Annotated in this window: 22 protein-coding genes; 11 read left to right on the forward strand and 11 right to left on the reverse strand. The window is 44.0% G+C overall.

Features of this window, described 5'->3' with window-relative positions; translation table 11 throughout:
• Positions 1-13: 13 nt before the first annotated feature.
• From HL061_RS00705 to HL061_RS00720, 4 genes are all read left to right on the forward strand, one after another.
• Positions 14-1,261 carry an acyl-CoA dehydrogenase family protein gene (locus tag HL061_RS00705; protein WP_252962430.1) on the forward strand — a complete coding sequence of 416 codons (1,248 nt, stop codon included), beginning with the start codon at positions 14-16 and terminating at the stop codon, positions 1,259-1,261.
• A 189-nt stretch (positions 1,262-1,450) separates the two neighbouring features.
• Positions 1,451-2,695, forward strand: a complete 1,245-nt coding sequence (locus tag HL061_RS00710; RefSeq protein ID WP_252962400.1) for a phosphotransferase family protein — start codon at positions 1,451-1,453, stop codon at positions 2,693-2,695.
• 42 nt (positions 2,696-2,737) lie between these two features.
• Positions 2,738-3,499 (forward strand): histidine phosphatase family protein, encoded by a 762-nt coding sequence (locus HL061_RS00715; protein WP_071001466.1) that lies wholly within the window; start codon positions 2,738-2,740, stop codon positions 3,497-3,499.
• Between the two features lie 159 nt (positions 3,500-3,658).
• Positions 3,659-4,528, forward strand: coding sequence for an SDR family oxidoreductase (locus HL061_RS00720; protein WP_186474628.1), 870 nt, complete (start codon positions 3,659-3,661; stop codon positions 4,526-4,528).
• Between the two features lie 96 nt (positions 4,529-4,624).
• Here the strand turns inward: HL061_RS00720 and HL061_RS00725 are convergent, their stop codons facing one another.
• The 5 genes from HL061_RS00725 to HL061_RS00745 form a co-directional block, all read right to left on the reverse strand.
• On the reverse strand, positions 4,625-6,316 hold the full coding sequence (locus HL061_RS00725; RefSeq protein WP_071001468.1) for an AMP-binding protein: 1,692 nt from the start codon (positions 6,314-6,316) through the stop codon (positions 4,625-4,627).
• Positions 6,317-6,877: 561 nt separating this feature from the next.
• Positions 6,878-8,575 carry an AMP-binding protein gene (locus tag HL061_RS00730; protein WP_252962401.1) on the reverse strand — a complete coding sequence of 566 codons (1,698 nt, stop codon included), beginning with the start codon at positions 8,573-8,575 and terminating at the stop codon, positions 6,878-6,880.
• A 569-nt stretch (positions 8,576-9,144) separates the two neighbouring features.
• Entirely contained in the window at positions 9,145-9,921 is a 777-nt protein-coding gene (fetB, locus tag HL061_RS00735; protein WP_240364987.1) for an iron export ABC transporter permease subunit FetB, read from the reverse strand.
• 103 nt (positions 9,922-10,024) lie between these two features.
• On the reverse strand, positions 10,025-10,861 hold the full coding sequence (locus HL061_RS00740) for an ATP-binding cassette domain-containing protein (RefSeq protein ID WP_252962402.1): 837 nt from the start codon (positions 10,859-10,861) through the stop codon (positions 10,025-10,027).
• A gap of 6 nt (positions 10,862-10,867) precedes the next feature.
• Positions 10,868-11,455 carry a thioesterase family protein gene (locus tag HL061_RS00745; RefSeq protein WP_252962403.1) on the reverse strand — a complete coding sequence of 196 codons (588 nt, stop codon included), beginning with the start codon at positions 11,453-11,455 and terminating at the stop codon, positions 10,868-10,870.
• 231 nt (positions 11,456-11,686) lie between these two features.
• Between HL061_RS00745 and xthA the strand changes: the two genes are divergently transcribed.
• The 3 genes from xthA to HL061_RS00760 all read left to right on the forward strand — a co-directional run bounded on the left by xthA (position 11,687) and on the right by HL061_RS00760 (position 14,703).
• Entirely contained in the window at positions 11,687-12,511 is an 825-nt protein-coding gene (gene xthA, locus HL061_RS00750; protein ID WP_252962404.1) for an exodeoxyribonuclease III, read from the forward strand.
• 173 nt (positions 12,512-12,684) lie between these two features.
• Positions 12,685-13,908, forward strand: coding sequence for a bifunctional glutamate N-acetyltransferase/amino-acid acetyltransferase ArgJ (gene argJ / locus HL061_RS00755; RefSeq protein WP_093069124.1), 1,224 nt, complete (start codon positions 12,685-12,687; stop codon positions 13,906-13,908).
• A gap of 396 nt (positions 13,909-14,304) precedes the next feature.
• The gene (locus tag HL061_RS00760; protein WP_058024290.1) at positions 14,305-14,703 is read left to right on the forward strand and encodes a DUF4377 domain-containing protein; all 399 of its coding nucleotides are present in this window, start codon (positions 14,305-14,307) and stop codon (positions 14,701-14,703) included.
• 119 nt (positions 14,704-14,822) lie between these two features.
• On the opposite strand, the gene HL061_RS00765 is transcribed toward HL061_RS00760, so the two are convergent.
• Positions 14,823-16,256 carry an L-serine ammonia-lyase gene (locus HL061_RS00765; RefSeq protein WP_093069127.1) on the reverse strand — a complete coding sequence of 478 codons (1,434 nt, stop codon included), beginning with the start codon at positions 16,254-16,256 and terminating at the stop codon, positions 14,823-14,825.
• A 548-nt stretch (positions 16,257-16,804) separates the two neighbouring features.
• On the opposite strand from HL061_RS00765, the gene HL061_RS00770 reads away from it, so the two are divergent.
• Positions 16,805-18,229, forward strand: coding sequence for a solute carrier family 23 protein (locus HL061_RS00770; protein ID WP_252962405.1), 1,425 nt, complete (start codon positions 16,805-16,807; stop codon positions 18,227-18,229).
• Positions 18,230-18,373: 144 nt separating this feature from the next.
• Here HL061_RS00770 and HL061_RS00775 read toward each other — a convergent pair whose 3' ends face one another.
• Positions 18,374-19,306: a DMT family transporter gene (locus tag HL061_RS00775; protein WP_252962406.1), complete on the reverse strand. Its 933-nt coding sequence runs from the start codon at positions 19,304-19,306 to the stop codon at positions 18,374-18,376.
• Between the two features lie 380 nt (positions 19,307-19,686).
• Here HL061_RS00775 and HL061_RS00780 point away from each other — a divergent pair, with 380 nt between their 5' ends.
• Positions 19,687-20,697, forward strand: coding sequence for a WG repeat-containing protein (locus tag HL061_RS00780; RefSeq protein ID WP_252962407.1), 1,011 nt, complete (start codon positions 19,687-19,689; stop codon positions 20,695-20,697).
• Between the two features lie 111 nt (positions 20,698-20,808).
• On the opposite strand, the gene HL061_RS00785 is transcribed toward HL061_RS00780, so the two are convergent.
• Positions 20,809-21,858 carry an alpha/beta hydrolase gene (locus HL061_RS00785; protein ID WP_186474614.1) on the reverse strand — a complete coding sequence of 350 codons (1,050 nt, stop codon included), beginning with the start codon at positions 21,856-21,858 and terminating at the stop codon, positions 20,809-20,811.
• Positions 21,859-21,885: 27 nt separating this feature from the next.
• Positions 21,886-22,050, reverse strand: a complete 165-nt coding sequence (locus HL061_RS00790) for a rubredoxin (RefSeq protein ID WP_057759803.1) — start codon at positions 22,048-22,050, stop codon at positions 21,886-21,888.
• A gap of 400 nt (positions 22,051-22,450) precedes the next feature.
• On the opposite strand from HL061_RS00790, the gene HL061_RS00795 reads away from it, so the two are divergent.
• A complete protein-coding gene (locus tag HL061_RS00795) occupies positions 22,451-22,966 on the forward strand; it encodes an adenine phosphoribosyltransferase (protein WP_071003591.1) in 516 nt (171 codons plus the stop codon).
• Positions 22,967-23,052: 86 nt separating this feature from the next.
• On the opposite strand, the gene HL061_RS00800 is transcribed toward HL061_RS00795, so the two are convergent.
• Both HL061_RS00800 and HL061_RS00805 read right to left on the reverse strand, forming a co-directional pair.
• On the reverse strand, positions 23,053-23,505 hold the full coding sequence (locus HL061_RS00800) for a surface-adhesin E family protein (protein ID WP_212563579.1): 453 nt from the start codon (positions 23,503-23,505) through the stop codon (positions 23,053-23,055).
• 102 nt (positions 23,506-23,607) lie between these two features.
• On the reverse strand, positions 23,608-24,552 hold the full coding sequence (locus HL061_RS00805; RefSeq protein ID WP_212563578.1) for a transaldolase: 945 nt from the start codon (positions 24,550-24,552) through the stop codon (positions 23,608-23,610).
• Between the two features lie 778 nt (positions 24,553-25,330).
• On the opposite strand from HL061_RS00805, the gene pheA reads away from it, so the two are divergent.
• Entirely contained in the window at positions 25,331-26,503 is a 1,173-nt protein-coding gene (gene pheA, locus HL061_RS00810) for a prephenate dehydratase (protein WP_186474609.1), read from the forward strand.
• Positions 26,504-26,576 lie beyond the last annotated feature (73 nt).

Genomic DNA, 26,576 nt, shown 5'->3' on the forward strand with positions numbered 1-26,576 from the left:
TAGCGACAATTTAATGTTTACCGCAACGGAACATGGTCAAGCCATGCATGCCAAAGTCAAAGCGTTCATTGAAACGCATATTGAACCCATCGAAGCCCAATTCTGGGAAGAATGTCATAAGAAAAATCCTGATGGAAACTGGGAAAACTGGGAATGGCCAGACGCTTATGACAACCTACGCAAACAAGCACGTGAAGCGGGTTTATGGAACTTATTCTTACCTGACGACACTTTAGGTGCAGGGCTTTCAGTCACTGATTATGCACCAATTGCAGAGCTGACGGGTCGCAGTTTGCTCGCGCCGCATGTGTTTAACTGCAATGCGCCTGACAGCGGCAATATGGAGCTATTATGGCGCTATGGTACGCAAGAACAGCAAGACAAATGGCTCACGCCGCTATTAGAAGGTGAGACCCGCTCAGTGTTTTGTATGACTGAGCCTGATGTGGCCTCAAGCGATGCCACCAATATGCAAGCAACTGCTGTGGTCGATGGTGATGAAATTGTCATTAATGGTAGCAAATGGTGGTCATCGGGCCTTGGCGATCCTGCGGTTGATATTTTGATTGTTATGGCCTATACCGCGGATGAAAGCGCAGATCGTCATCATCAGCACTCGATGGTACTGGTACCAGTCAATACTGCGGGTGTGAATATTAAACGTATGCTTAAAGTGTTTGGCGATTATGATGCGCCGCACGGTCATGGTGAGGTCAGCTTTGATAATGTACGTGTGCCCGTCAGTCACTTTATTGGTGGGCCGGGTAAGGGTTTTGAGATTGCGCAAGGTCGCTTGGGGCCAGGTCGTATTCATCACTGCATGCGTTGTATCGGCGCGGCTGAGAAGTCTTTAGAGCTGGCGGTGAAACGCGGCATGTCGCGCACGGCCTTTGGTAAACCATTACTACAATTGGGTGGAAACTTTGAGCGTATCTCTGAGGCGCGTATCAAAATTGATCAAGCGCGCTTGCTAACCCTTTATGCGGCGCAAAAAATGGATGCTCAAGGAACCAAAGCGGCACTCACTGAAATCTCTGCGATCAAAGTGGTTGCGCCAACGGTGTTACAAGAAGTGGTTGATATGGCGATTCAGATTCATGGTGGCATGGGTGTGTGCCAAGACACATTGTTACCAAATTTCTATGCGCAAGCTCGTGTGCTACGGTTGGCAGATGGTCCTGATGAAGTACATAAAACCATGATTGCCAAGCTAGAGCTAAAGCGTCAGGGCTTTAGCCGTTCTAAGTCTAACAAAACCTAATATTAATCAATGGGTGTGAGTAAACCTTAAGTTGCTCACGCCACTATTGCTGAAAATAAAAAATTGGAAATTCACTATTAACGATTTAGTAGTGAATTTTCCATCACTATGACTGTTTTTTACTACTAATTTTTTACTACTATAAGCATAAGTTATAAAAATAACTGATCACAGGATAAGGAATGTCACATGTCAACTGACCATAGAGTATTAGATAAAGGCGGCGCGGTGCGTGAGGGTGAGGAGCTTGATGCCAAAGCTATCAGCGCATGGCTACGTAGCCAAGGTGTCGATGTCGTAGGCGAGCCTACAGTCACTCAGTTCTCAGGCGGGGCTTCTAACTGGACGTATCGCTTACAATATGAAGGCGATGATAAAAACCAAGATCTTATCTTACGCCGTCCACCAAAAGGTACCAAGGCAAAATCTGCGCACGACATGGTACGCGAATATACCGTTCAAAAAGCATTAAAAAATGCTTATCCTTATGTGCCCGAAATGATTGCGCTATGTACAGATGAATCTGTCATCGGTGCTGATTTCTATGTCATGGAGCGTATGGAAGGGATCATTCCCCGTGCCAATTTACCAAAAGGGGTCGATCTAGATCCTGAACAAATCCGTCAGCTTTGCACCAATGTTTTAGATGCGCTAGTAGAGCTGCATCAAATAGATTATACAGCGCATCCTGATTTGGTTGATTTGGGTCGCGGTGATGGCTACTGCGCGCGCCAAATTAGTGGCTGGGACAAGCGTTATATCAAAGCAAAGACACCCAACGTCCCAAGCTTTGCCTTGGTCAGACAGTGGCTCAAAAAGCATACCCCTGCTGATAGCAAAACGTGCATTATTCACAATGACTGGCGCTTTGACAACGTCATACTCGATGCAAACGAGCCGACTAAAGTTATCGGAGTCCTCGATTGGGAGATGGCAACCCTTGGCGATCCACTAATGGACTTGGGTAGTGCGTTGGCTTACTGGATTGAGGAAGACGACAATATTGTCATGCAGCAGTTTCGTCGCCAGCCAACTCACTTAGAAGGTATGATGACGCGTGACGAAGTGGTTGCTTATTATCTAGAAAAATCTGGACTACAGATAGATAACTGGACCTTTTATGAAGTGTTTGGGCTGTTTCGTCTATCAGGTATCATTCAGCAAATCTACTATCGCTACTATCATAAACAAACCACCAATCCAGCATTTAAAAACGCGTGGCTTGCCATACATGTCATGCATGCCAAATGTCTCAAACTGATTGCACAATATGAAGGCGAAGCGCTGTTCAATACACACGTTCAGCCATATTTAGAAGACAGAGGAGTCGATGCGGCAACGATTGAGAAATTGCCAGACCCTGTACAAAAAGTAGTGAAAGGCATTTTACCAAAAGGCTATTTTGCTAAGCCCTCTGATTCAGCTGAAGTATAAGAAAAACCGCAATTTGGACAATATAATAAAAGGCAGTATTTTATGACAACCATACTTTTAGCCCGTCATGGTCAGGCTTCTTTTGGTCAAGAAAACTATGATCGGCTGTCAGAGCTAGGTGAAACCCAAGCAAAAATGCTGGGTCAACACTATGCAAATACCCAGCGCCGTATCGATGCGATATTTACGGGTAATCTGGTCAGGCAACAAGACTCTGCTCGCCATTTTTGGCAAGGGTATCAACCGTTTGCTCAGGCCAATAATGACGACATGGCCATTGCGACAGCCATCAACTTTGATGAGCATGAAAGCTATATTTTGCCACAATTTGACGAGTTCAATCACAAAGATGTGTTTGTGAAATCCGCTGGTGATTTTGATAACCAAGCTGAGATATCCGCTGAAATTGCCAATGCTCAATCACCAAATCGGCGTCTTGCTGAGCTGTTTGATCAAGCGATGCAGCGCTGGCATGGTGGCAACAATGATCAGGATTATATTGAAAGCTGGCCGCAGTTCAATGAGCGAGCGCAGCAAGCGCTTGAACAAGTACGTACAAAGATAGCCGATATGCACTTAGACCAACATAGCACTGTATTGGTCTTTACCTCAGGCGGTGTCATCGCTGCCATTACCGCAAAGCTACTGAGCCAAGGCAGTCAAACCGCTTATCAGTTAAATAAGAGCTTAGTCAATACGGGCGTGACATCGATCACCCTAAAGAGTCAGCGCGCGCATTTATTGTCTTTAAATGAATACAGTCATTTATTTTCTGAAGGTAAGCAGTTTGTGACGTGGCGATAATTGAGTCAATGGGTTTGGATGCGCTTTTATACATAATCGCCACGTATTTGTAGAGCATTAGCCATTACAATAAACGATTTTAGTCAACCAGTTTTTGTCGTTGGTACAGAGGATCTATAAAACTGGAGTGTCATTTAGAGTCGATACAAGGGAGGGCTTATGCAACACAAACTGCTTAATTTAGTCACTAAAAGCGCCAAACAAAGTAAAGCTCAGGTATTTAGCGCCGTTCAGCCATCACGCTATCTAAAAGACCTAAACAAACAGCAGGTTGGTCAAGGCAAAACCGTCCTGATCACAGGAGCAAGCTCAGGATTGGGCGAGGGTATGGCAAGATTGTTTGCTAAGCTTGGTTATAATCTTGCTATCTGTGCGCGCCGTACTGATCGTTTAGAGCGCTTGCAGTCAGAGCTGGTAGCAGCATATCCTAATATACGCGTTGAATACCAAGCGTTAGATGTCAGTGATTATGATGCTGTTTTTAAGGTATTTGACGCATTTGCTGCTGACTTTGGCACTATTGATCGTATCGTGGTCAATGCAGGGATTGGCGATAGTCGCCGTATTGGTAAAGGACGTTTTGATACCAATCGCCGTACCGTTGAGATTAATTTCATCTCGGCATTGGCACAATGCGAAGCGGCGATGAATATCTTTCGGGCTCAAAACAGTGGTCATCTGGTCGTCATGTCGAGCATGTCAGCGATGCGTGGCCTGCCTAAGCACCTGACAGCTTACGGCGCGAGTAAAGCAGGTTTGGCACATCTTGCAGAAGGGATTCGTGCTGATATGCTATTGACTAAGTTGCCTATTAAGGTCTCTACTATTTATCCCGGTTACATCCGTACTGAGATTAATACGAATGCCAAGCCATTGCCGTTTGAAGTCGATACTGAGACAGGTACCAAAGCGATCGTTGCCGCGATTGAGGCCGAGGTAGAAGAGGCGTGTGTACCGAGCTTACCATGGTCAATCGTGGGACAGGCGATGAAGCGTTTGCCGCTGCAAGTGATGAGTCGATTGAGCTGATGCAACACGCTCGTGCAATAAAAACAAAAAGCCCACTCTAATAACAGTGGGCTTTTTTGTCTCTATGGCTAGATAATCATGTACAGATTATAGTGTTTACGGGTTGTCTGATATGTGCTGCTCACGTAGCTTTTGACGCAATACTTTACCGACATTACTTTTTGGTAGTTCGCTGACAAACTCGATATGACGCGGGCACTTATAACCCGTTAAATTGTCTAATGCAAACTCTTTGATGTCTTCTTTGGTGACATTGTTGTCTGCAGGCACAATATAGATTTTGACGGCTTCACCTTGTTTTTCATCAGGGATACCAATCACGGCGCAATCGACGATACCTTCATGGTCAAGCATGACCGCTTCAATCTCATTTGGAAATACATTGAATCCTGACACCAAAATCATATCTTTTTTACGGTCTAGTAAAGTGAAGTAGCCTTTTTCATCCATGCTCACAATATCGCCAGTACGGAAGTAACCATCGCTTGTGAAATCATTGGTATTGTCTCGATTGAAATAGCCTGACATGACGTTTGGGCCTTTGATGCACATCTCACCTGCCTCATGCATGGCGACACGTTCACCATTTTCGTCAACGACGATGATATCGACACTAGGAACTGGTATGCCGATTGTACCGTTGAACTTACGATCAGTAATGACGTTGGCGGTACCCGCTGCAACACCTTCAGTCATACCCCAACCTTCAACCATCGGACAGCCAGTAACTTCTAACCAACGGGCTGCTGTTTGCTCGGTTGCCGCCATACCACCGGCTTGCGTGATACGCAATGAGCTAAAGTCCAAATCTTTGAAATTTGGCTGATCAAGTAAACCTTTAAACAAAGTGTTTACCGCAGGGAAAATATGGAACGGTTGTTTTGATAGCGTTTTGATAAACCCTGGCATATCACGCGGATTGGGTACTAGAATAAAAGTGTAGCCTGAACGCATACCAAGTAAGCTGAGCATAAACGCAAAAATATGATAGAGCGGCAATGCCATTACCATATTGATATATACCTCATTGATATCTGAGGTGACTGGACGATACCATGCTTCTGATTGCATCGCCGCTGCGACGACATTACGCTGCGTCAAAACAGCACCCTTAGACAGACCCGTTGTGCCGCCTGTGTACTGCAAAATCGCTTTTTGCTGCAAGGTGGCTTTGGGTGCTTGAAGCGGTAGATTACGTCCTTTTTTCAGTACTTCAGGGAATTTCGTGACTTTGTACTTAGGGTCATTTAGATTGTATTTAGGCACTAAGCGTTTGACTTGACGGATGACAGTATTTACCAAAATACCTTTTAAGCCCATCATATCGCCCATTTTTGAGAGTACAATACGCTTGATATTGGTCTCTTCAATGACTTGCTCTAGCGCTTGAGCAAAGTTATCCACCACAAAAATCACCTGAGCGCCTGAGTCATTCAATTGATGACGCAGCTCACGACCTGTATATAGTGGGTTGATCGGGGTACAGACGTAACCTGCGCGTAAGATACCAATCATGATTGGTAAATATTGTGGAACGTTTGGCATCATGAGTGCCACGACGCTGCCTTTAGGTAAGCCTTGAGCTTGTAACCATGCTGCTACTGCCAATGATGCTTTGTCAACGTCATCATAAGTATGAGTCACACCCATGCAGATAGTCATCGGATGCATACGAAAACGGTTGAAGCACTCTTCATACAACTCTATGAGGCTTTCATATTGATCGGGATTAATGGTCTTGGGTACGTTTTCTGGGTATTGAGCAAGCCAAGGTTTCTCTACTGTCATGCCAAGCGTCCTTAAATTAAGATAAGTTAAGGGTCTATAAAAAAGTAGTCACATCCATGTCGACGATATACATCATTGCTCTTTGAGCAATAAATTGTCGAGTGCTATCCTTTGTTTTCACATACTGCTAACGTACAGAGTCCTCTATAAAATTTGATTTAACTACCAAGACTAAACGCTTAATAAATACGCTTCTGGGTAGATCAAATAACGGGTTACTGTTTCTAAAATTGAAATACCTTTCAAATCAACAGTTTTGACGTGTCTAAAGTCAATATTCGATTAATCTAAATCGACAGAAAACTTAGTGACACATTGCGGGTTTACATTAACATAACTACAACTAAACTCGTTACAGGCATACGAGAACTTGATAGTTTATATTTGGGTTTGATATATGAAAAAATATATGTTGGAGAGTGAAGGGTATACAGAATTGATCAGAGTAGATAAAAATTTGTGCTCGATACATTTATCTTTCAATGAGACATTAAAAGCAAATAGGTGCAACAAAAAAGCGCCTTATTATTGATATAGGGCGCTTTTTTCAAGAGAAGCTACTTAGTGTTGAGGGTGGTCTGCATGATGTTTCTCACGCAGTTTTTGACGTAATACTTTACCAACATTACTCTTTGGCAGATCACTCACAAATTCAATATAGCGCGGACATTTATAACCCGTTAAGTTGTCCAGCGCAAATTCTTTGATAGCTTCTTTGGTGACATTGTTGTCCGCAGGCACCACATAGATTTTGACTGCCTCGCCTTGGCGCTCATCAGGAATACCAATGACCGCACAATCAACGATACCGTCGCAGTCAAGCATGACAGACTCAATCTCATTAGGAAAGACGTTAAAACCAGAGACCAAAATCATGTCTTTTTTACGGTCCAACAGTCTAAAATAGCCTTTTTCATCCATACTAACGATATCACCAGTACGGAAGTAACCATCGCTGGTAAAGTCATCACTGCTGTCTCTGTTTAAATAACCTGAGGTGACGTTAGGGCCTTTGATACACAGCTCGCCTGCTTGGTTTACACCGACGCGCTTGCCCTCATCATCAATCACAATGGCATCGACGCTAGGGACGGGCACACCAATTGTGCCGTTAAACTTACGATCTGTGATGACGTTGGCCGTACCGACCGCCACGCCTTCGGTCATCCCCCAACCTTCGATCATCGCACAGCCAGTGGTCTCAAGCCAGCGAGTGGCGGTTTGTTCGGTCGCCGCCATACCACCTGCCTGCGAGATACGTAGCGAGCTAAAATCTAGGTGTTTAAAGTCTGGATGATCTAGCAAGCCTTTAAACAGCGTATTGACCGCTGGAAAAATATGGAAAGGCTGTTTTGATAAGGTTTTGATAAACCCTGGTATATCGCGCGGGTTGGGTATCAAAATAAAGGTATAACCTGAGCGCATGCCGAGCAAGCTGAGCATAAAGGCAAAGATATGATACAGCGGTAGCGCCATGACCATATTGATATATACCTCATTGATCTCAGAGGTGATAGGGCGGGTCCAAGCCTCTGATTGCATCGCCGCCGCCACGATATTACGCTGCGACAAGATGGCACCCTTTGATAATCCTGTCGTGCCGCCGGTATATTGCAAAAACGCCTTTTGATCAAGTGACATTTTTGGCTTTTGAAAGGGAAGGTTTTTGCCTTTTTTGAGCACATCAGGGAGTTTGGTGACTTGATACTTTGGGTCGTTGAGCTTGTATTTGGGGACCAGACGTTTGACTTGGCGAATGATAGTATTGACCAAGATGCCTTTGAGCCCCATCATATCGCCCATTTTTGATAAGACAATACGTTTGATTTTGGTCTCGCCGATGACCTGCTCGAGCGCTTGGGCAAAGTTGTCTACCACAAAGATAATTTGTGCGCCTGAGTCGTTGAGCTGATGACGCAGCTCGCGGCCTGTATAGAGTGGATTGACTGGGGTGCATACATAGCCTGCCCGCAAGATACCAATCATCGTGGGCAGATACTGCGGCACGTTTGGCATCATCAGTGCCACCACACTGCCTTGTGGTAGTCCCTGAGATTGTAGCCATGCGGCGACGGCCAACGAGGCGTTATTGACATCATGATAAGTATGAGTCACACCCATACAGATACTCATAGGGTGCATACGAAAGCGGTCAAAGCATTCCTCGTACAGCTCCATTATGCTGCTATATCTATCAGGGTTGATAGTCTTAGGTACACCATCGGGATAATTGGCAAGCCAAGGTTTGTTCGGCATCATAGTCAGCGTCCTTGCAGTTTGATATAGGTGAATGTTTTTTAAGAAAGCAGTCATATGCATGTCAATATCACAAATCAGCATTAATGTGATTAACCTGCTATTGGATGCAGTAACGTCCATGTCTGCTTGCTGTTGTTGCCGTTGTTCAATCTAATTAACTACTGATGGGTGAGTTAAATGAATCAAACAATTAGATAATGCAATGAAAGAAATAAGCTGTATTTCAAGTAGATATTATCTGGTTTTTGCAACTACGGTATCAAAAAAACGATACATTTAAGCAATACAGTAGCATGAATAATGTTGAAGACAATAATAGAAAGCAAGACTGAGCAGTACATAGATAAAGCTGAACACTACAGCAGGTATATGATGTATAAGAAATTTGCTACCGCAAGATAAGTTTTTGAGTGAGTCAAACGTGTCAATAGGGTAGAAGGATTTATTGATAAAACAGAGAAGTGATTGCGTAAGTATTAAAATGGATATGACTCATTCATGGTGCAAGTCACTAAGCTGGCAACGTTTGATGGTCAATAAGATGAATATCATGCAAAGAGAAAATGGTATCAATGAGGCAGAATAAACTGCTTGTTTTTATTAAAAAAGCGTCGATAAATGAGCAGCGCGCTGATGGTACAGCCAAGTGTGCTACTCACACAGATCAAAAACATCGTGATTATCTGATAGCGGACCGCTTGTGTGGGGTCGGCACCAGCCAATATTTGCCCCGTCATCATACCGGGCAAGCTGACAATACCGACGACTAGCATAGAGTTGAGCGTTGGGGTCATGCCATTTGTGATTGCGGCACGAATCTGCTCATGGACGGCCTCAAATGGTCGAGCAGAAAGACTCAGCATCATCTCGATACGCCCTTGCTGCTCATGAAAAGCTTCGATCAACTGATTGCTCGTTAATGAGATGGCAGTCAAAGAATTGCCTAATATCAGCCCCAGTATAGGAATAATGAATTGCGGCGTATACCAAGGCTGTACTCTTAGGATAACGATCATCGCTATTGCAGTGACCAGTGTCGCTGAGGTGCCGACGGCTATTAGCGTATCGGTTAGCAACCCTTTATAGCTGCGTTTGACACGATTTTTGGCAGCACTCCCTGCAATCAGGGTCATAATGGTCAAAATCAGCAACACTTCATACCACTGCTCACGGGCAAAAATCCATGCCAGTATCAGACCGATAAAGCTAAGCTGCACAATGGTGCGAATAGCAGCTATCAACAGCGTTTTTGTCAGTTTTAAGCGCAGTTGCCATGAGATGAGTAATACGATGATAATCATACAACTGGCAAGCGCAATATCACTGTAAGTTAAAAATACTTGCATATGATTCATACCGTTGATGGGGCTCATTATAAAGGAAGGCAGTAATGTCATGAGCACGATGTAATGAAGGTTTCGAGCAAGTTTTTGAGCATCATATCGTGCCCTAGGGCGCTTCGGTTAGTACACCTGCTTGCATATGCCAATGTCTACTGGCTAATGACATAATCTCTTTGGTATCGTGAGTTACCCATAATAACGAGCGCTGCCTGTTGGCCTGCAACCATCTCATCAGCAAGCTGACCAACTGCGCTGAGGTGTCGATATCTAGCGCGGCGGTTGGCTCATCTAGTAATAGTACTCGCGGATTGAGTTGTAGTAGGCGTAAGGTATTGACCAGCTGACGCTCACCACCCGATAAGTGGTTGGCCTCTTGTTGCAAAAAGTCTGCATTTTTATTCAAAGACGCAAGTTGGGTCAAATGCCAGTTTATATCAAAACTTTGGGTCTGATGCGCGTCTAAAGCATAAGGCATCTTTAAATTATCAAGGACATTGCCCTCTAACAGCTGTGGCTGTTGAGCAAGCAGCGCCACTTGCTTGCGCCAAGTAATTGGCGATGTGGTGTGAATGCTTTCATCTCGCTGATGTGGCGTGGCATCACTACGCAAATGAATATCACCAGTGCTCATCGGCAACAATCCTGCCAGCACCCGCAAGAGGACAGATTTGCCACTACCAGAAGCCCCTGTCAACATGGTGATTTGTCCTGATAGTAGCTTGCCACTCGCACCGTTTATCAATATGCGGCTATGAGGCGATAGTCCATCAGATAGCGCATTTTTTTGTCGCTTATTTAACCACCTTTGATAGAGTTTATGCGGTACAAAGGTTTTTGTCTGTTCACCACTACTATGCTTAGGATTATCGCTACCGACTACCGGCCTGCCATGCACCCAGAGATTATTAAATTCAAGCAAGGGTCTATCAGGATCAATGCGCATAGCGTTCTACAGTCGCTCGTTCGTTTGCTCACTAATCGCCTGCTCAATGGCATCTCGTAATTCTTTTGGTACACGGATAGGACGCATGGGTGTGGTATTTACTGCGTTGTCAGGTTGAGCGTTATTTGTTTCGTTATTAGCCATTGGTTCTGGCTTAACAAGGTTTTGTACACAAGCAATGACGATTTTGGTGCTACTTAATATCTGGCTAGTGGTTTTGTCTGTAGCGCTATTATCTGATGTGCTACGGCGAATGCTTTGATAAAATATGATGCTAGCAGGCTTTAGCTCCACTTTATCGATACGTACAGTAATGATTTCATCTAAGAGAATGGCTCTCTTGTATTGTAAATCCGCCTGACTCACGACAAAATGCTGTATGTCGCCATCATCAGTTTGCAAAAAATAACCGTTTAGACCCAGCTTGGTAAACCAATCACGGCGGCAGTTTTCAAAAAACACCAGATGGTTGGCATGATAAACGATGCCGCCTGCATCCGTATGGTTGATGTAGACGTTATAATCTTTAGCAAATAGTGGTTCAATGTCGTTATTTACGGCTGTATTTGTATTTTTATGCTCAGTTGTCGTCATAACGGGCTCAGTATTTTTGATAAAGGTTGTTTAGCGAACGTAATTTATATATGTGGGCAAATAAGAAACCCGACAAAAAATAGTCTCTATTATATTTATAATAAGCGCTACTCTAGCTCAAGATATAAGGCCATGCAACAGCTAGGGCAGCCTAGGTCTGTTATCATAGGCTTTTGTATCAGACTCATCTATATCAGCACAGTCTTTTAACCAATCAGTATAGGACAGTTTATGACCCGTTTTGTCAGTTTTAATATCAATGGTATCCGCGCTCGCCAGCATCAGCTTGAGGCAGTGCGCGAAGTAATCGATCCTGATGTCATGGGTCTACAAGAGACCAAAGTCCATGACGATCAATTTCCACTTGATGACATAAAAGCTCTAGGATATCACGTAGAGTATTTCGGGCAAAAAGGACATTATGGCGTGGCGCTACTGTCAAAAGTGGCGCCTATATTTGTACAAAAAGGCTTTCCTGGTGATGACGAAGAAGCACAAAAGCGTTTTATACATGCACGCTATGAGCTTGAAGGGCGTGAAGTGGATGTGCTCAATGGTTATTTTCCACAAGGAGAGAGCCAAGACCATCCGATCAAATTTCCGATGAAGCGTGCTTATTATGCAGATTTAATGGCTTATATTGATACACTAAAGGCAGAAGGTCGTTCGATCATTGTCATGGGTGATATGAATATTGCGCCAGAGGACATCGATATCGGTATCGGTGAGGTCAATGCAAAGCGCTGGTTAAAAAATAGAAAAACCTCATTTTTGCCAGAGGAACGCGAATGGTACTCAGCATTAATGTCGCGTGAGTTGACCGATACGTACCGTTTGCATTATCCAGAGAGTACAGAGTTATATAGTTGGTTTGATTATCGCAGCCGCGGCTTTAATGATGAACCCAAGCGCGGTTTACGTATTGATCATATTTTATGCACCTCAGACCTCGTTAGTGAATGCATTGGTGCTGGCATCAGCTATGAGCTGCGTGCGATGGAAAAACCCTCAGATCATGCACCCATTTGGTCAGCATTCGATCTAAAAAAACCGTAATATTCAGATATATAGTCAATCCACTATAAAAGCATTACGGCGTTAACCTTGCTTGAAGTATGATATATCCATCTGCACTCGGTTGCCTTGTACCACTCTTAAATTGGATCAATTATAGTGTTTATTACATCACCTAAAAACAACGATAAAAATTGAAAAATAAGGATTTTACTATGTCTGTTGGAAACGTAGCAGTACCTGATATTATTTATCCCATTGATGGCATTAAGCTGAGCGCAACTGCCGCGGGCGTACGCTACAAAAATCGTGATGATTTGGTCGTGATTGAAATCGCTGAACATGCCACGACCGCAGTTGTCACGACCAAAAATACATTTTGCGCCGCGCCTGTACGTATATTACGTGAGCACTTTACCAAGGCTAGTCCGCGTTATCTGGTAACCAATACAGGTAATGCAAACGCAGGGACGGGCGCTGATGGTAAACGCCGCGCTACTGAAATCTGTATTGCCTTGGCTAAAAAAGCTGGCGTAGAGGCTAATACAGTATTGCCATTCTCTACTGGCGTGATTGGCGAGCCATTAAATAGTGACGCGGTCATTGCAGGCTTAGACGATGCGTTAGCGAACTTAGCCTCTGATAACTGGTTGGCTGCTGCTAACGGTATCCGAACGACAGATACTGTCCCTAAGCTTGCAAGCCAAAAAGTCGACGTTGCAGGTACTAGCTATCATATCACTGGCATGTCAAAAGGCTCAGGCATGATACGTCCAAATATGGCGACTATGCTGGGTTATGTCGCAACCGATGCCAATATCGCGGCCGACTTATTGCAAGAGATGCTCAGCGCTATCAATGAGCAGTCGTTTAACCGTATTACCGTTGATGGGGATACATCGACCAACGACTGCTGCGTGTTGATTGCGACAGGTGCTGCCAGCTCAGAGGTGATTGATAGTCCAGCGCATCCGCATTATCAGGCCGTTTTTGATGCACTGCGCGACGTCTTTGTACGCCTAGCGCAGCTTATCGTGCGTGATGGTGAAGGGGCGACCAAGTTTATGACGGTTAAAGTGACTGGCGGGCAGACCACGCAAGAGTGCTGTGATGTGGCTTATGCTGTGGCGCATTCGCCGCTGGTAAAAACGGCGTTCTTTGCGAGTGATGCAAACTGGGGGCGCATCTTGGCGGCAGTCGGTTATGCTGGTATTGACGACCTAGACACCGAGCAAGTTGATGTGTATTTAGATGAGGTGATGATTTGTCAAAATGGCGGTGTCGCGCCCAGCTATACAGAAGAAGCAGGTAAAAAAGTCATGAGCCGCGCTGAGATTACTATTCACATTGATTTGGCTCGTGGTGATGCTAGCGATACGGTGTATACCTGCGATTTGTCATACGACTACGTCAAAATAAACGCTGACTATCGCAGTTAGAAACGGTCTTAAAAGTTTCAATCTTGACAGATTTTTTAAATCTATTTATAAAAAGCCAGAGTGATTATTGCTCTGGCTTTTTTATGTCTAATATTAAGCTGTTATCAAATTACTCTGCTATTCAATACGCTTTATTAACATCAGTTGCAAAAGCTGACGTTACTTTACAAAGCAGTCATAGAGAGTAAGGTGAATTGCGACCTATACTTGCTGGGGTAAACAGATGATATTCACTACATCGCTAGTAAAGCTGGCTAGAGATTTCAATTAGCGTGACTCTAAATATCATCATGATAGAAAGAAGCTTTGTTGTATGAAGAAATGCAGTAGAGTTTTTAAAATAATAAATTTAGATAGAAAATGAAGAATTATTACCAATTATCTGAGGATTGAATAATGAAAAGATTAGCACTTGCAGCATTGATGACAACTTTTGCTCTTACTGGTTGTTCTACTATGGACATGGACAATGAACGTACAATGGTTGTAGAAGGACAGCCTATGAACGTCAAAGTGGTAAATATTCCAAGTTTTGAAGTAGAAATCGCACCGCGTAAAGCAGTTTGTGACCTGACTGCAACAGACGGTACGATGGTTGAATCACAGTGCCTACAGTATCGCCAAACTTATCAGAAAAACTACACCACTTTAAGTGGTAACATTCAAGGTTTCACTTATGAGCCAAACTACCGTTATGTATTAGATGTACGCCAAGAAGCAGTCACTGCTGAAGGATCTAATGTGGTCAAACCAGTTTGGATTTTAAATGAAGTCGTTTCAAAAACTGCTGAATAGTACAGCTTGCAAGTATACAACTAATAAAAAGGCCGCTAATATATAGCGGCCTTTTTATTGATACTATATCTGCTGCTATGATGAGATAGCGTGGTTAAAGGTAACATTTATCAATTGCATTAACATTGACTGTAGTTAACACTAACGCCGCGCATCGCAGTAGGAATTCTATTATCAGCATAGACAGCTAGGCCACCACGAGCGGTCTCTTTATATTTATCAGACATATCAGCACCTGTCTGCTTCATAGTTTCTATAGCCTTATCCAAAGAGACGAAGTGCTGGCCATTTCCTCTACAGGCTAAACGTGCTGCGTTGATAGCTTTGACCGCCCCCATGGCATTGCGCTCGATGCAAGGCACCTGCACCAGTCCACCAATAGGGTCGCAGGTTAGACCTAAATTATGCTCAATACCGATTTCTGCCGCATTTAAGCATTTAGCTGGTGTCCCATTCATGATCTCTGCTAATGCAGAACCTGCCATAGCACATGCCGATCCAACCTCGCCTTGGCAGCCGACTTCAGCACCAGAGATGGAAGCGTTTTGCTTGATTAGGCTACCGATAGCGGTGGCGTTCAATAAAAACTTGCGGACACCATCTTGGCTATAGTTAGGTAAAAAATCACGATAGTAGTGCAATACTGCAGGAATAATACCTGCTGCGCCATTGGTGGGTGCGGTCACAACTTTGCCGCCATTGGCGTTTTCTTCATTGACGGCGAGCGCGTACAAGTCTACCCAGTCCATGGCGGCCAATTTGTCATTGTTGGTGATAGGTTGGTCTTTTTCCGCAGACAGCTGCCTGTGCAAATCTTGTGCGCGGCGTTTGACATCCAAGCCACCTGGCAAAATACCGCCATTTTCACAGCCTTGCTTAACACAATCTTGCATGACCTCCCAAATACTATCTAGGTAGGCAAACACTGTCTCTTTGTCATGGAAGTGGCATTCATTGGCCAGTACTAATTCGCTGATGCTCAAATCATACTGACGACATTGTTCTAGTAGTTCTGCTGCATTATTAAAAGGATAAGGAACGCTATCGATCGTTGGGCTGGCATGATCTTCATCTGGATCGGTGGCATCTTCTTTATTGATGACAAAACCACCACCAATCGAATAGTAGGTCTGCTGATAACGAATACCGTCAGTCGATATAGCACGAAGCGTCAATGCGTTAGGGTGATAGGGCAGGACAGTATCGTCGTACCAATAAATATCCTGCTCTGTATCAAATGCAATCGTGTGAATACCTGACACATTTAATGTCTTGCCAGAAAAAATAGGAGAAAGATAGCTGCTGGTCATACGTGTATCGATGGTGCTAGGTGTATGGCCAAGTAACCCTAACAATATGGCAGTATCTGTTGCGTGCCCTTTTCCTGTCGCCGCCAAAGAGCCATAAAGCTCGATTTCAATCTTTGCGATAGCCGTCAGTTCCATTTGCTTGGTCAATGAGTCTAAAAATAAATTGGCTGCCACCATTGGTCCCACTGTATGTGAGCTCGATGGACCAATGCCGATTTTAAATAAATCAAAAATACTAATCATAATGAGTTACCGAAAATTCAAAGGCTTGAACAATTGTGATAATTGCCTTGAGCGCTTTTATTGAAAATATAATAGGCAGTCGTCACTCTCAAGGCCCACTACAGAAGACTTGTGAGCGACCGTCTATAAAAATATTGCTATTAAAGAGTACAGATGGTGACTGAATAATCACTTTTATTTGTTTTGAAACTCCGCTATCATGCTCGGAGTTAACGACTATGTAACATCCTGTAAGTTAATATCGCTATTAAATAGGCTGGTTGGCAGAAGAGCAAACGTGCTTTTGATCACACAGCATCTTTGGTTATACATAGTGATCCAATACAACCAGCCAAGAACTGGCTATCATACCAAATAATACTTTTGGTTTGTCATATTACAACATAAATGAATGAATTGGGATGACATATTATCGATAGAAGACGATAGTGCTTATTTATATTGTTTACGACTTCTATCGCGTTCGCTACTATCCCCCCAATTTCGCACCGTTTTTACTTTTTCCATTATTTTAGCCTATTACCTCAGCTCACATAGGACAAGCGCGCATGCCATCTCAAAAAGACCCATCACCAGCTTCAGACAACAGCGCTCAAAATCAGTCAGCTCACAATGCATTGGAAGCTGCAGGTATTGATTCAGCAGCCATCAGTTATCCGCACAATCCAGATTTTGAAAATGGTCGCTGGTTTCCGACATGGCGACCTTACAAAGGTGATTTGGATCGTGATCCAGTGGGTATCAATGATTATTTGCCACCGTCAAAGAGTGTATTACTTGGTATACAACATACATTTGCCATGTTTGGTGCGACCGTCCTTGCGCCATTATTGATGGGATTTGACCCTAACTTAGCCATTTTGATGTCTGGTATCTGTACGGTGATGTTCTTTATGATCACGGGTGGGCGTATGCCAAGCTACTTGGGATCAAGCTTTGCTTTTATTGGTCCAGTGATTGCGGTAACTGCGTATGCAGGGGCAGGGTTCAATGCCAATTTGAATGTCGCGCTAGGCGGTATCATGGCCTGCGGTATCATTTATGCGCTGATTGGCCTGTTAGTGATGAAAACAGGCACTGGCTGGATTGAGCGCTTGATGCCGCCTATCGTCACCGGTGCTATTGTCATGATTATTGGTCTTAATTTGGCACCAGTTACTATCCAAGGGGTTTCTGCCAATCAGTTTGATGCTTGGATGGCTACGTTGACCGTACTACTCATCAGTGGAGTGGCGGTATTTACCCGTGGCATGTTACGTCGTTTGCTGCTACTCGTGGGTTTGGTATTATCATACATCGCTTATTTTGTGATGACCAATATCCTAGGTTTTGGGACGGCAATTGATTTTAGCGCAGTCGCTGCGGCTGCATGGTTTGGTCTTCCCAGCATCCATACCCCACGCTTTGAGATGAGCGCTATTATTCTCATTGCGCCTGTCGCCTTTATTTTGGTCGCTGAAAACTTAGGTCACTTTAAGGCAGTGGAAGGTATGACCAAGTCTCGCGTGACCCCTTATATGGGCCGAGCATTTTTTGCCGATGGCTTGGCAACGACTTTCTCAGCAGGATTTGGCGGTACAGGTGTGACTACCTATGCTGAAAACATCGGGGTGATGGCGGTCACCAAAGTATATAGCACAACGATATTTGTCGTCGCAGGTATGGTCGCTATTATATTAGGGTTATCACCAAAATTTGGTGCCATTATTCAAACGATACCAGCGGCTTTATTGGGCGGCGCTTCTATCGTCGTTTTCGGTCTGATCACGATCGCTGGGATAAAAATCTGGATCGACAGCCACATTGATTTTAGTAAAAATAGCAATCTGATCATCGCGGCAGTGACCGTAATCATGGGTACAGGTAACTTTAGCTTGCACTTAGGTGGTTTTGATTTGGGTGGTATCGGCACCGCTACGTTGGCTGCTATCTTGCTAAATGCCTTATTTAATAAAAGTTCTGACGTTAAATAAGTAATGCTGATAAGATTAAAATTTGAGTCTATCGAATAAAAATAGTAAACGTATATCTTCTCTAATAAAAAGCGCCCATGCTATCTGTAGCATGGGCGCTTTTTGTTGAATGGCAGTTTAAGTAACCGTATCAATATTACTTAATTACTTATAGTCTCGCTTATAAAACCGCGAAAAAAACCGATAGCGCCGCAGAGAATGTGGCTTTGGCTTTAAGGAGCCTAAGTAGATTGCAAGCATGGTCAATAACGCGCCGCCCCATTGTAAGCCATTGATAGGTTTGTCCAGCCAGCTATAGTCAATAACCAAAGCGGCGATGGGTTCAGTTAACAATAACAGACCCGTCAATGCCAGAGACAACTTAGGAATAGAATAAGCAATCAGACCCCATGCCAAACACTGCATCACTGTCCCGTAGATAAGCACCCAACCAATCTTAGACCATGTGTTGGGCAAAATATGACCTGTATCGAATATAAACATAGGCACAATCATGGCTAAGACGCCACCGATACTAATCAGCTGCATCAGCATAAATATCGGTGTCGGTTCGGTATCATGTGTCTTTCGAATAAAAGTCATCGACGCACCTAGCATTGCTCCTGACACAATACCCGTGACAAATCCCCAAGTGGCAGCGGTATTGTGTGCAAATTCAGGACTGCCTATCATTGCAACGCCCAGCATCGCTAAAAATAAACTGATGATCTGCACGATAGATTGGCGCTCATTGAAATATAAAAAACCAATGGCAGCCAAGAAGAAGATTTGTAAGCTATTGAGCAGGGTCGAAATACCAGGACCCACAGCGTAAATACTCTCGTGCCAAAGCGCCAAGTCTAAGCCTAAAAATGCACCTGACAATAAACCATAAAAAATAGCACGTTTTGATTGTGGCATCTGTTGGCGCATCACCTTGGCTAAAATCGCAAAGACAATACCTGAAATGGCCAGTCGCCAAAATGACATCGCCCAGCCACCGATATCGACGTGAGCGACAATCAGACTGCCCAGCCCGAAGATAATACAACCGATAACTAGGCCAATAGGGGCAGCGCGTGAAGAAGCAGTCGCCATAAAACGTCCTTATATTATTATTCTTATAGTCCTAGACCAATGTGAGGGTTAGCCAAAGCCCTATTGTCGTGGTTTTAAGCAAAAAATGAAATGGCAAAACCAAAATTTATTCTGGTTATTAGATAGATCGTTGCTATGGATAATTTATTAAACCAAATAGTAAGAAAAAGTCTCGTAGGCAGTAGAACCATCTTGTGACCTTACTCACACAATAATGCTTGTACAACAGCGCTTATATAATCGAGTCACATCCTTACAGGAATGATATTGGCTCTGATATTGCAATTTGTTAGTCTAGTACTCATAAAATCACCAGTCATCAACCGCTATATCAAACAATCTATATTATTTGCCTAGGTTTGCTTATGCTCCGACATTTTATGTCAAAAATACAACCAAATGTGACCTCTTGTTTGCCTCTAAAAATATCGCAATTTGGCTTTGCGATAGGTATCGTCTCTAGTGCATTTTTTGTAATGCCTAGCGCCCAAGCGGCCAGTTGCAAGCTCCCCAAAAGCTACTATAAAAACGTCTCTTGTACGTCTACTAGCGGCTATTTTTTAGCAATCAAAGATTTTGGTGCGCCAGTCGCTCTGATTGACAGCAAAGGTAAAAGGGTCGTTGATTTATCACGCTATCAGAAAGTCGATGCCGACAAGATATCGGGCGGGCTACTACCTGTATTGCGCAACAGTCGGGTCGGTTATCTCAATATGCAGGGACGCGAAGTCGTGCCTGCAATGTACGATATGCTCACAGGAAATCAAGGGTGGGCGCGTCCAGTATCTGAAGGACGTATCGTCGTAAAAAAAGATGGTAACTACGGTGTTATCAATACCTCCAACAGCACGGTTGTCTCGTTTTCAGCATCGATTGACGAGATCGATGATTATCGTAATGGGAGAGCGCGCGTCCGTAAAAACAGTGCGATAAGTTGGTTAGATAAAAATGGTAATGCAACGCGTGATCCAAATGCTCAGGATAATAGTCAATCGGCTAAAAAATCCACAGCTTCTACTAACAATACGTCATCACAATCAAGACAACCTGCACCTACACGTTTTACGACATTACAATCACGTCAGCAAGATGGAAAGTGGGGCTTCGTTGACGACAACGACGTCACGATGATTACCTATTCGTTCGATGAAGTCCGTCCATTCTCTGAAGGATTCGCGGGCGTTCGTATCGGAGAGGAGTGGGGCTTTGTCAATCTGGGCGGTGAGCTAGTGATTCCTTTTCGCTTCACTAGTGATGGGGTATTAACTGATGATAATTATAAGGGTCAACCCTCATTTGTATTTACAGGTGGTAAGGCATGGATCGGCAATTTAAAAAACGGCAATAAAATGTGCATCAATAAAGAAGGCACAGGTGTCAGCTGCGATTAGCGTTATATCCATAATCTATAATTGGTATACAACGAAAAAGAGTGTAAACCCTATTCGTTATCGATAGGGTTTACACTCTTTTTTATGGCTAGTGTGACTATAGGCGAATAGCTATTTTTCTAACAAATGATTGCTAATCAAATCGACCATATAAGGCTGATAATATTCTGGAATATCATGCGCCATACCTTCGATTAAATGAAACTTGGCATTAGGAATGGTTTTTGCCACCACTCGACCTTGTGACGCCGGTAGTAGTCCGTCAGCGCTACCATGTAAGACAATCGTTGGTGCTTTGACTTGCTTACTAAAGCGGCTGATAGAGCCTGATGCCAAGATAGCATTGAGCTGCTGCACCGTACCGAGTGGGTGAAAATTGCGTTGATAGCGGATTTTGGCAATTTCACGCACCATGCGCACATTGACGTGACCTGGTGTGCCAACCGTTTTCATAAACCAGACACTATGGCGTACGATATCACGCTCAGAGTGGCTCTCTGGACGATTGATAAGGGTGTATAGCTGCTTAGGTCTTGGCGGTTTTAAAAATGCTCGATTGGTCGTGGTAAACATAAGCGCCATACGCTGCACCAAGCTTGGATAACGTGCCGCCACAATTTGAGCAATCATCCCGCCCATAGAGGCACCAAGCAGATGCGTTTTGCCAAGCTTGAGCGCCTTGATCAACCGGGCGGTGTCTTCTGCCATGTCAGTCAAGTTATAAGCCACCTGAGTGCTTTTGTTCGATAGCCCCGTTTGTAGGCGTACCATCATTTTGAGCTGGTTGATACGCGGTAGGCCCTCGATCTGTACTTTAGAAGACAGGCCAATATCACGATTGTCAAAACGGATCACAAAAAAACCAGCATCAATAAAGCGCTTAATAAAATTGTCTGGCCAAAATATCATTTGCGAACCCAGTCCCATGATCATCAGTAGGGGCGGATTATTAGGGTTGCCACCCGCTTCGACACACAACTCTATACCATCACCAATATCAATCATCGCTTGATGAAGGTGTTGGCTAAGATCGGAGTCGCGCCACTGATGTTCCCCAAACCGTTGCCATTCAGGAGTAGGGTAAAAGTCTAGAGTATTGTCTAAACTGGTATCTGACGTTTCCGGCAATTTGGCACTATTAATGTCATTTGATGTTGTCATGAAGTGTCCTAATTAGAGGGTCATCTACTACAGCTCAAGCATCTCAAAATCAAGCTTGCCGACACCGCACTCAGGGCAGGTCCAGTCATCAGGGATGTCTTCCCATTTGGTGCCAGGGGCAATACCTTCTTCAGGGCAGCCAAGCGCTTCGTCATAGATCCAGCCGCAGACAATACATTCATAACGTTTCATAAATAGTCCTATCGATCATTACCAGTGTCACAGTGCGTCATAAACGCTTATATTTCGTATTACAGTCATTATATTAGACGGTAAAAGCGCACGTAGTTTAGCATATAACCGTTATTTTCATAGTTAAGTTTACACTTGTATATTGAGATGAAATTGGCTTTTATCAAGTCCATCATCTGTACCATTGTACCGAAGCGAAGTACGATCTTGGGCTATAAGCCGCCACAAAAAAGCCAATCATGCTATAATAACGGCCGCTAAATTGACACTGTCAGCCATAATTGCCTGCTGATCTATCAGTGTCTAACTATTGTCCAAGCCATATAACATATACAAGCTAAGGGTTTTCATGAGTATTAACGCCGCCACATCTGCCACTACCGAAAATGAGACGACTCCAATGCTCAATACAGATCATCCGTTTTGGCAGATTATTCGCACAGTACCAGACTTTCCAAAAGTCGGCATTGATTTTTATGATATTACTCCGTTACTGCGCAGTCATATTGATGCTGTCATTGATGCGCTGCTTGCCGCGTTGCCAGAGGGACTAATGGATGAGGTGGATTGCTTAGGAGCTGTTGAGGCGCGCGGGTTTGTATTTGCCAGTATGCTGGCAGGAAGATTGGGTAAGGGTATGATCTTGCTCCGCAAACCAGGTAAACTGCCACCACCTGTCGCTAATAAAGCATATGCGCTTGAGTATGGCAAAGACACGCTTGAGATGCAAAATAATTTGCCACCTGAACGTGTATTACTGGTCGATGATATCTTGGCGACTGGAGGCACATTGACGACCGCTTATGAGTTATGCCAGTCAGCCGATCATACTGTGGTCGGCGCATTAGTTTTATTAGATTTGGTTGAGCTACATGGCGAGTTCCCAGTACCTGTCTATACGGTATTAAAAGCGTAAGTCTGATTGTTCAAGAGAGTTTATAGAGTATAAAAAAGCGCCCTGAAAATCATCAGGGCGCTTTTTTTGTGGTGAGTCTAATGATATTACGATTTGTTTTGCTCATAGCTTTTACAGGCGTACTCGATCAGCGTGCGACCAACCGTCTTTGGTGTGGTTATCTTAAAGTCTTTGGTAGTCAGTATAGGCTTTTCTGATTGCCACGACTTAATGACTTTATTATCAGCGCTATAATCGACGTAAGCTCTTTTATAGTAACTGAAATCTTTACAAGAAATCAGTAATTGCTGATCGCTATGATGGATGGGTTTTTCTTTCACTGTGCTCTTATCTTTTTGCGTAGGATAGGTTCTTAGCAAAGAGACAGTGATATTTTCGACGTCTTTTTCGTCTATGATGTTGATGTCAGAGTGTTCGATAGAGTCTACATCTAAACTAAACGTCGATCCAGAGTCGCTCTCGGTCACCTCGACCCAATTGACCGCATGGGCGCTGGTCACTAAAACACTGCCTGCCAATAACATTGATAGCCGTTTCATACTTAAGCCTTGCTTCTTGTTATCTGAAGTCGCTCATGATAGCCAACTTACTGTGGGCAGGCAAATATCTTTTGTGCGTTATGAGTATTGGCTGTGTCTACTTTATTGCCCGCGCAGAGCCGCTAATGTCTTTGCCAGCTCATCACGTGCCCCAATAAAACCATCAATACCTTTTGGTAATAGGTCTTGTGTGACTGTGTCTTGCTGATAGGCCGCGCTAAACTCTTCATGCGTCAAGCTCACTTGGCTCATCGCTTGCATGTCCATGGACATGCTCGGCGATAACTGACGAGGCACATCAATATCCATGGCTGCCAGCTCATCGATTAGGTTGGGCGCAATGGTCAACAAATCGCAACCTGCAAGTGCCAATATCTGCTCAGTTGAGCGGAAACTCGCCCCCATGACTTGCGTATGATAGCCATGCTGCTTGTAGTATTGGTAAATAAGTTTGACAGATTGTACGCCCATATCCTCAGAAGCTGGTACATTTTGGCGGTTTTGTTGACGTTTTTGCCAATCTAAAATACGCCCTACAAAAGGAGAGATGAGCGTCACGCCCGCATCTGCGCAGGCGATTGCTTGATGCTGACCAAATAGTAGGGTCAAATTGCAGTGGATGCCTTGAGTTTCAAGATAACGCGCCGCTTCAATGCCCTGCCAAGTTGCTGCCATTTTGATCAATACTCGCTCTGAGTCGATACCAGCTTTTTGATAAGCGTCCATAAACTCAAGGGCCTTATCGATCGTCGCCCCAGTATCATAAGACAAACGCGCATCGACTTCGGTAGAAACGCGCCCTTCAATAAGCGCCAAAATATCACAACCAACTTGAATGGTCAGGGCGTCAATCACTGCATCGACATCGCCATTATGGCGGCTCATGGTTTCTGATAGCATACCTTGGTTATCAGGATGAATGAGGGCTTTGGTGATGAGGCTTGGATTGGTGGTCGCATCGATAGGTTTTAGTCGGGCAATAGCAGCAAGGTCGCCAGTATCAGCGACAATGGTCGTCATGGTACGTAATTGTTGTAATGCGCTCATCAGATATCCTTTTTCTTATTAATGATAGGGTGCTCCTCTTATATATCGCAGGGTAGGGAGCTGAATGGAAACTGTAACACAGTTTTCTACGTGTGTTTGCTCATAGTTGTGCTATGCGCCACTGTCATATCACTTAACTGTGATAATATTAGGGCGTGTTGAACATTCGACCATGGCACTGACAGCGACTATTTTTTAGGCGATTCGATGTTAAAAATAATAAGTTTAGTCATTCTAAGCGCTTATTTTTAACGATGAAGCGGCAAAAAAGAGTCCTGTCCCCTGCTTTTATCGTTGGGGCTGATGCTAAAATTGCCCCATACTGCGTCACAAATCTCGCTAAGGCATCTGCATTATCGTCGCTTTGTGCCTTGTCTGGAACAATTTTAGCGATCAGCAGTGCCTATTTGCGAATGTTCAATACGCCCTAATAATAATTTGCTGGCTTATCACTATTTACGAATGGGCACTGACCTGAGTTTTTGCTATAGTAGAGCCGGTCATCCGCTGGTCTGCTGTACTTGGCGACCAATATAGCAGTAATACCAGAGAACGCCAATGACGTGCGATATTTCTGATAGACTGTTTTTGGATGATGGTTAAAATAGTTTTGGTCATTGACCGCTATTTACCAATGACTTCATAATGACACTCTCAAGCACTATCGGTATATAGAGATAGTCGAAGCATTTAAAAAACACAGTAAAATTTAGCAGATATTCATATCTAAATATTAATAATACCTAACAGTGATAAAATCTAAAAAGGATGGGCGGTAATGAGCGAGCAGTCACCAGAACAAACCATGGATAATCTAAATCAAACCGCCGCAGGCGCTAGCGGCACCGCAACTGAAAAAGAATTTTTAGATAATATTCGCCAAAACATTGATGCGGTCGACTGCGAGATTCAAACACTCATCAATAATCGTGCCAAGCTGGCGCAACAAGTAGCAGCGGTAAAGAAAAACCACACGGCCGCTGATGACAGTAGTGACCCTATCTTTTATCGTCCTGAGCGTGAAGCACAGGTGCTAAAAGCGGTCATGGAGCGCAATACGGGTCCAATCGCTGACGAAAAGATGGCACGTTTGTTCCGTGAGATTATGTCGGTATGTTTAGACTTAGAAGCGCCGCAGCGTATTGCTTTCTTAGGACCAGTTGGCACCTTTACCCATGCCGCTGCATTAAAGCATTTTGGTAAAGCTGCTGATACCGTGCCAATGACGACCATTACCGATGTATTCCGTGAGGTTGAAGCGGGCACGGCGATGTATGGCGTTGTCCCTGTCGAAAACTCTTCAGAAGGGGTGGTCAATCATACTTTGGACGGATTCTTATCTTCTAGTCTAAAAATCATTGGTGAAGTTGAACTACCGATTCATCAAAACTTCTTGGTCGCTGAGCATACTAAGCTTGATGGTTTGAGCCGTATTTATTCGCACCAGCAGTCATTGGCGCAGTGTCGTCATTGGCTAGATGTGAATTTCCCTAATGTGGAGCGCGTTGCGGTATCAAGCAATGGTGAAGCGGCGCGTCGCCTCAAAAACGAATGGCATTCAGCAGCAATCGCTGGCGACGTTGCGGTTGCAGAGTACGGCTTGCATAAGCTTTACTCAAACATTGAAGACAATCCAAGCAACACCACCCGTTTCCTTATCATCGGACATGAGGCCATTGCGCCTTCTGGTCAAGACAAAACCTCCATCGTGGTCTCAGCCCATGACAGAGCTGGTGCATTGATCGAAATCTTGAAACCGTTATCATATCACGGCGTCTCGATGACCAGTATCGAGACACGTCCTGAGCGTCCTAATAAGTGGGCATATGTGTTCTTTATTGATATGAACGGTCATATCAATGATCCAAATGTTAGCGCCGCTATCAACGATATTCGCCCATTGGTAAAAGATCTGCGCATCTTAGGCTCGTATCCAAAAGCAGTATTGTAGAGATATATTGGCTCATCTATTAGCTTGTTTATCTATCGAGATTGACACCTAATAGATGGGCGATCGCATTTAG

The organism is Psychrobacter sp. PSP (genome assembly GCF_024085615.1).
In the GTDB taxonomy this organism is placed as follows: Bacteria; Pseudomonadota; Gammaproteobacteria; order Pseudomonadales; family Moraxellaceae; genus Psychrobacter; species Psychrobacter pacificensis.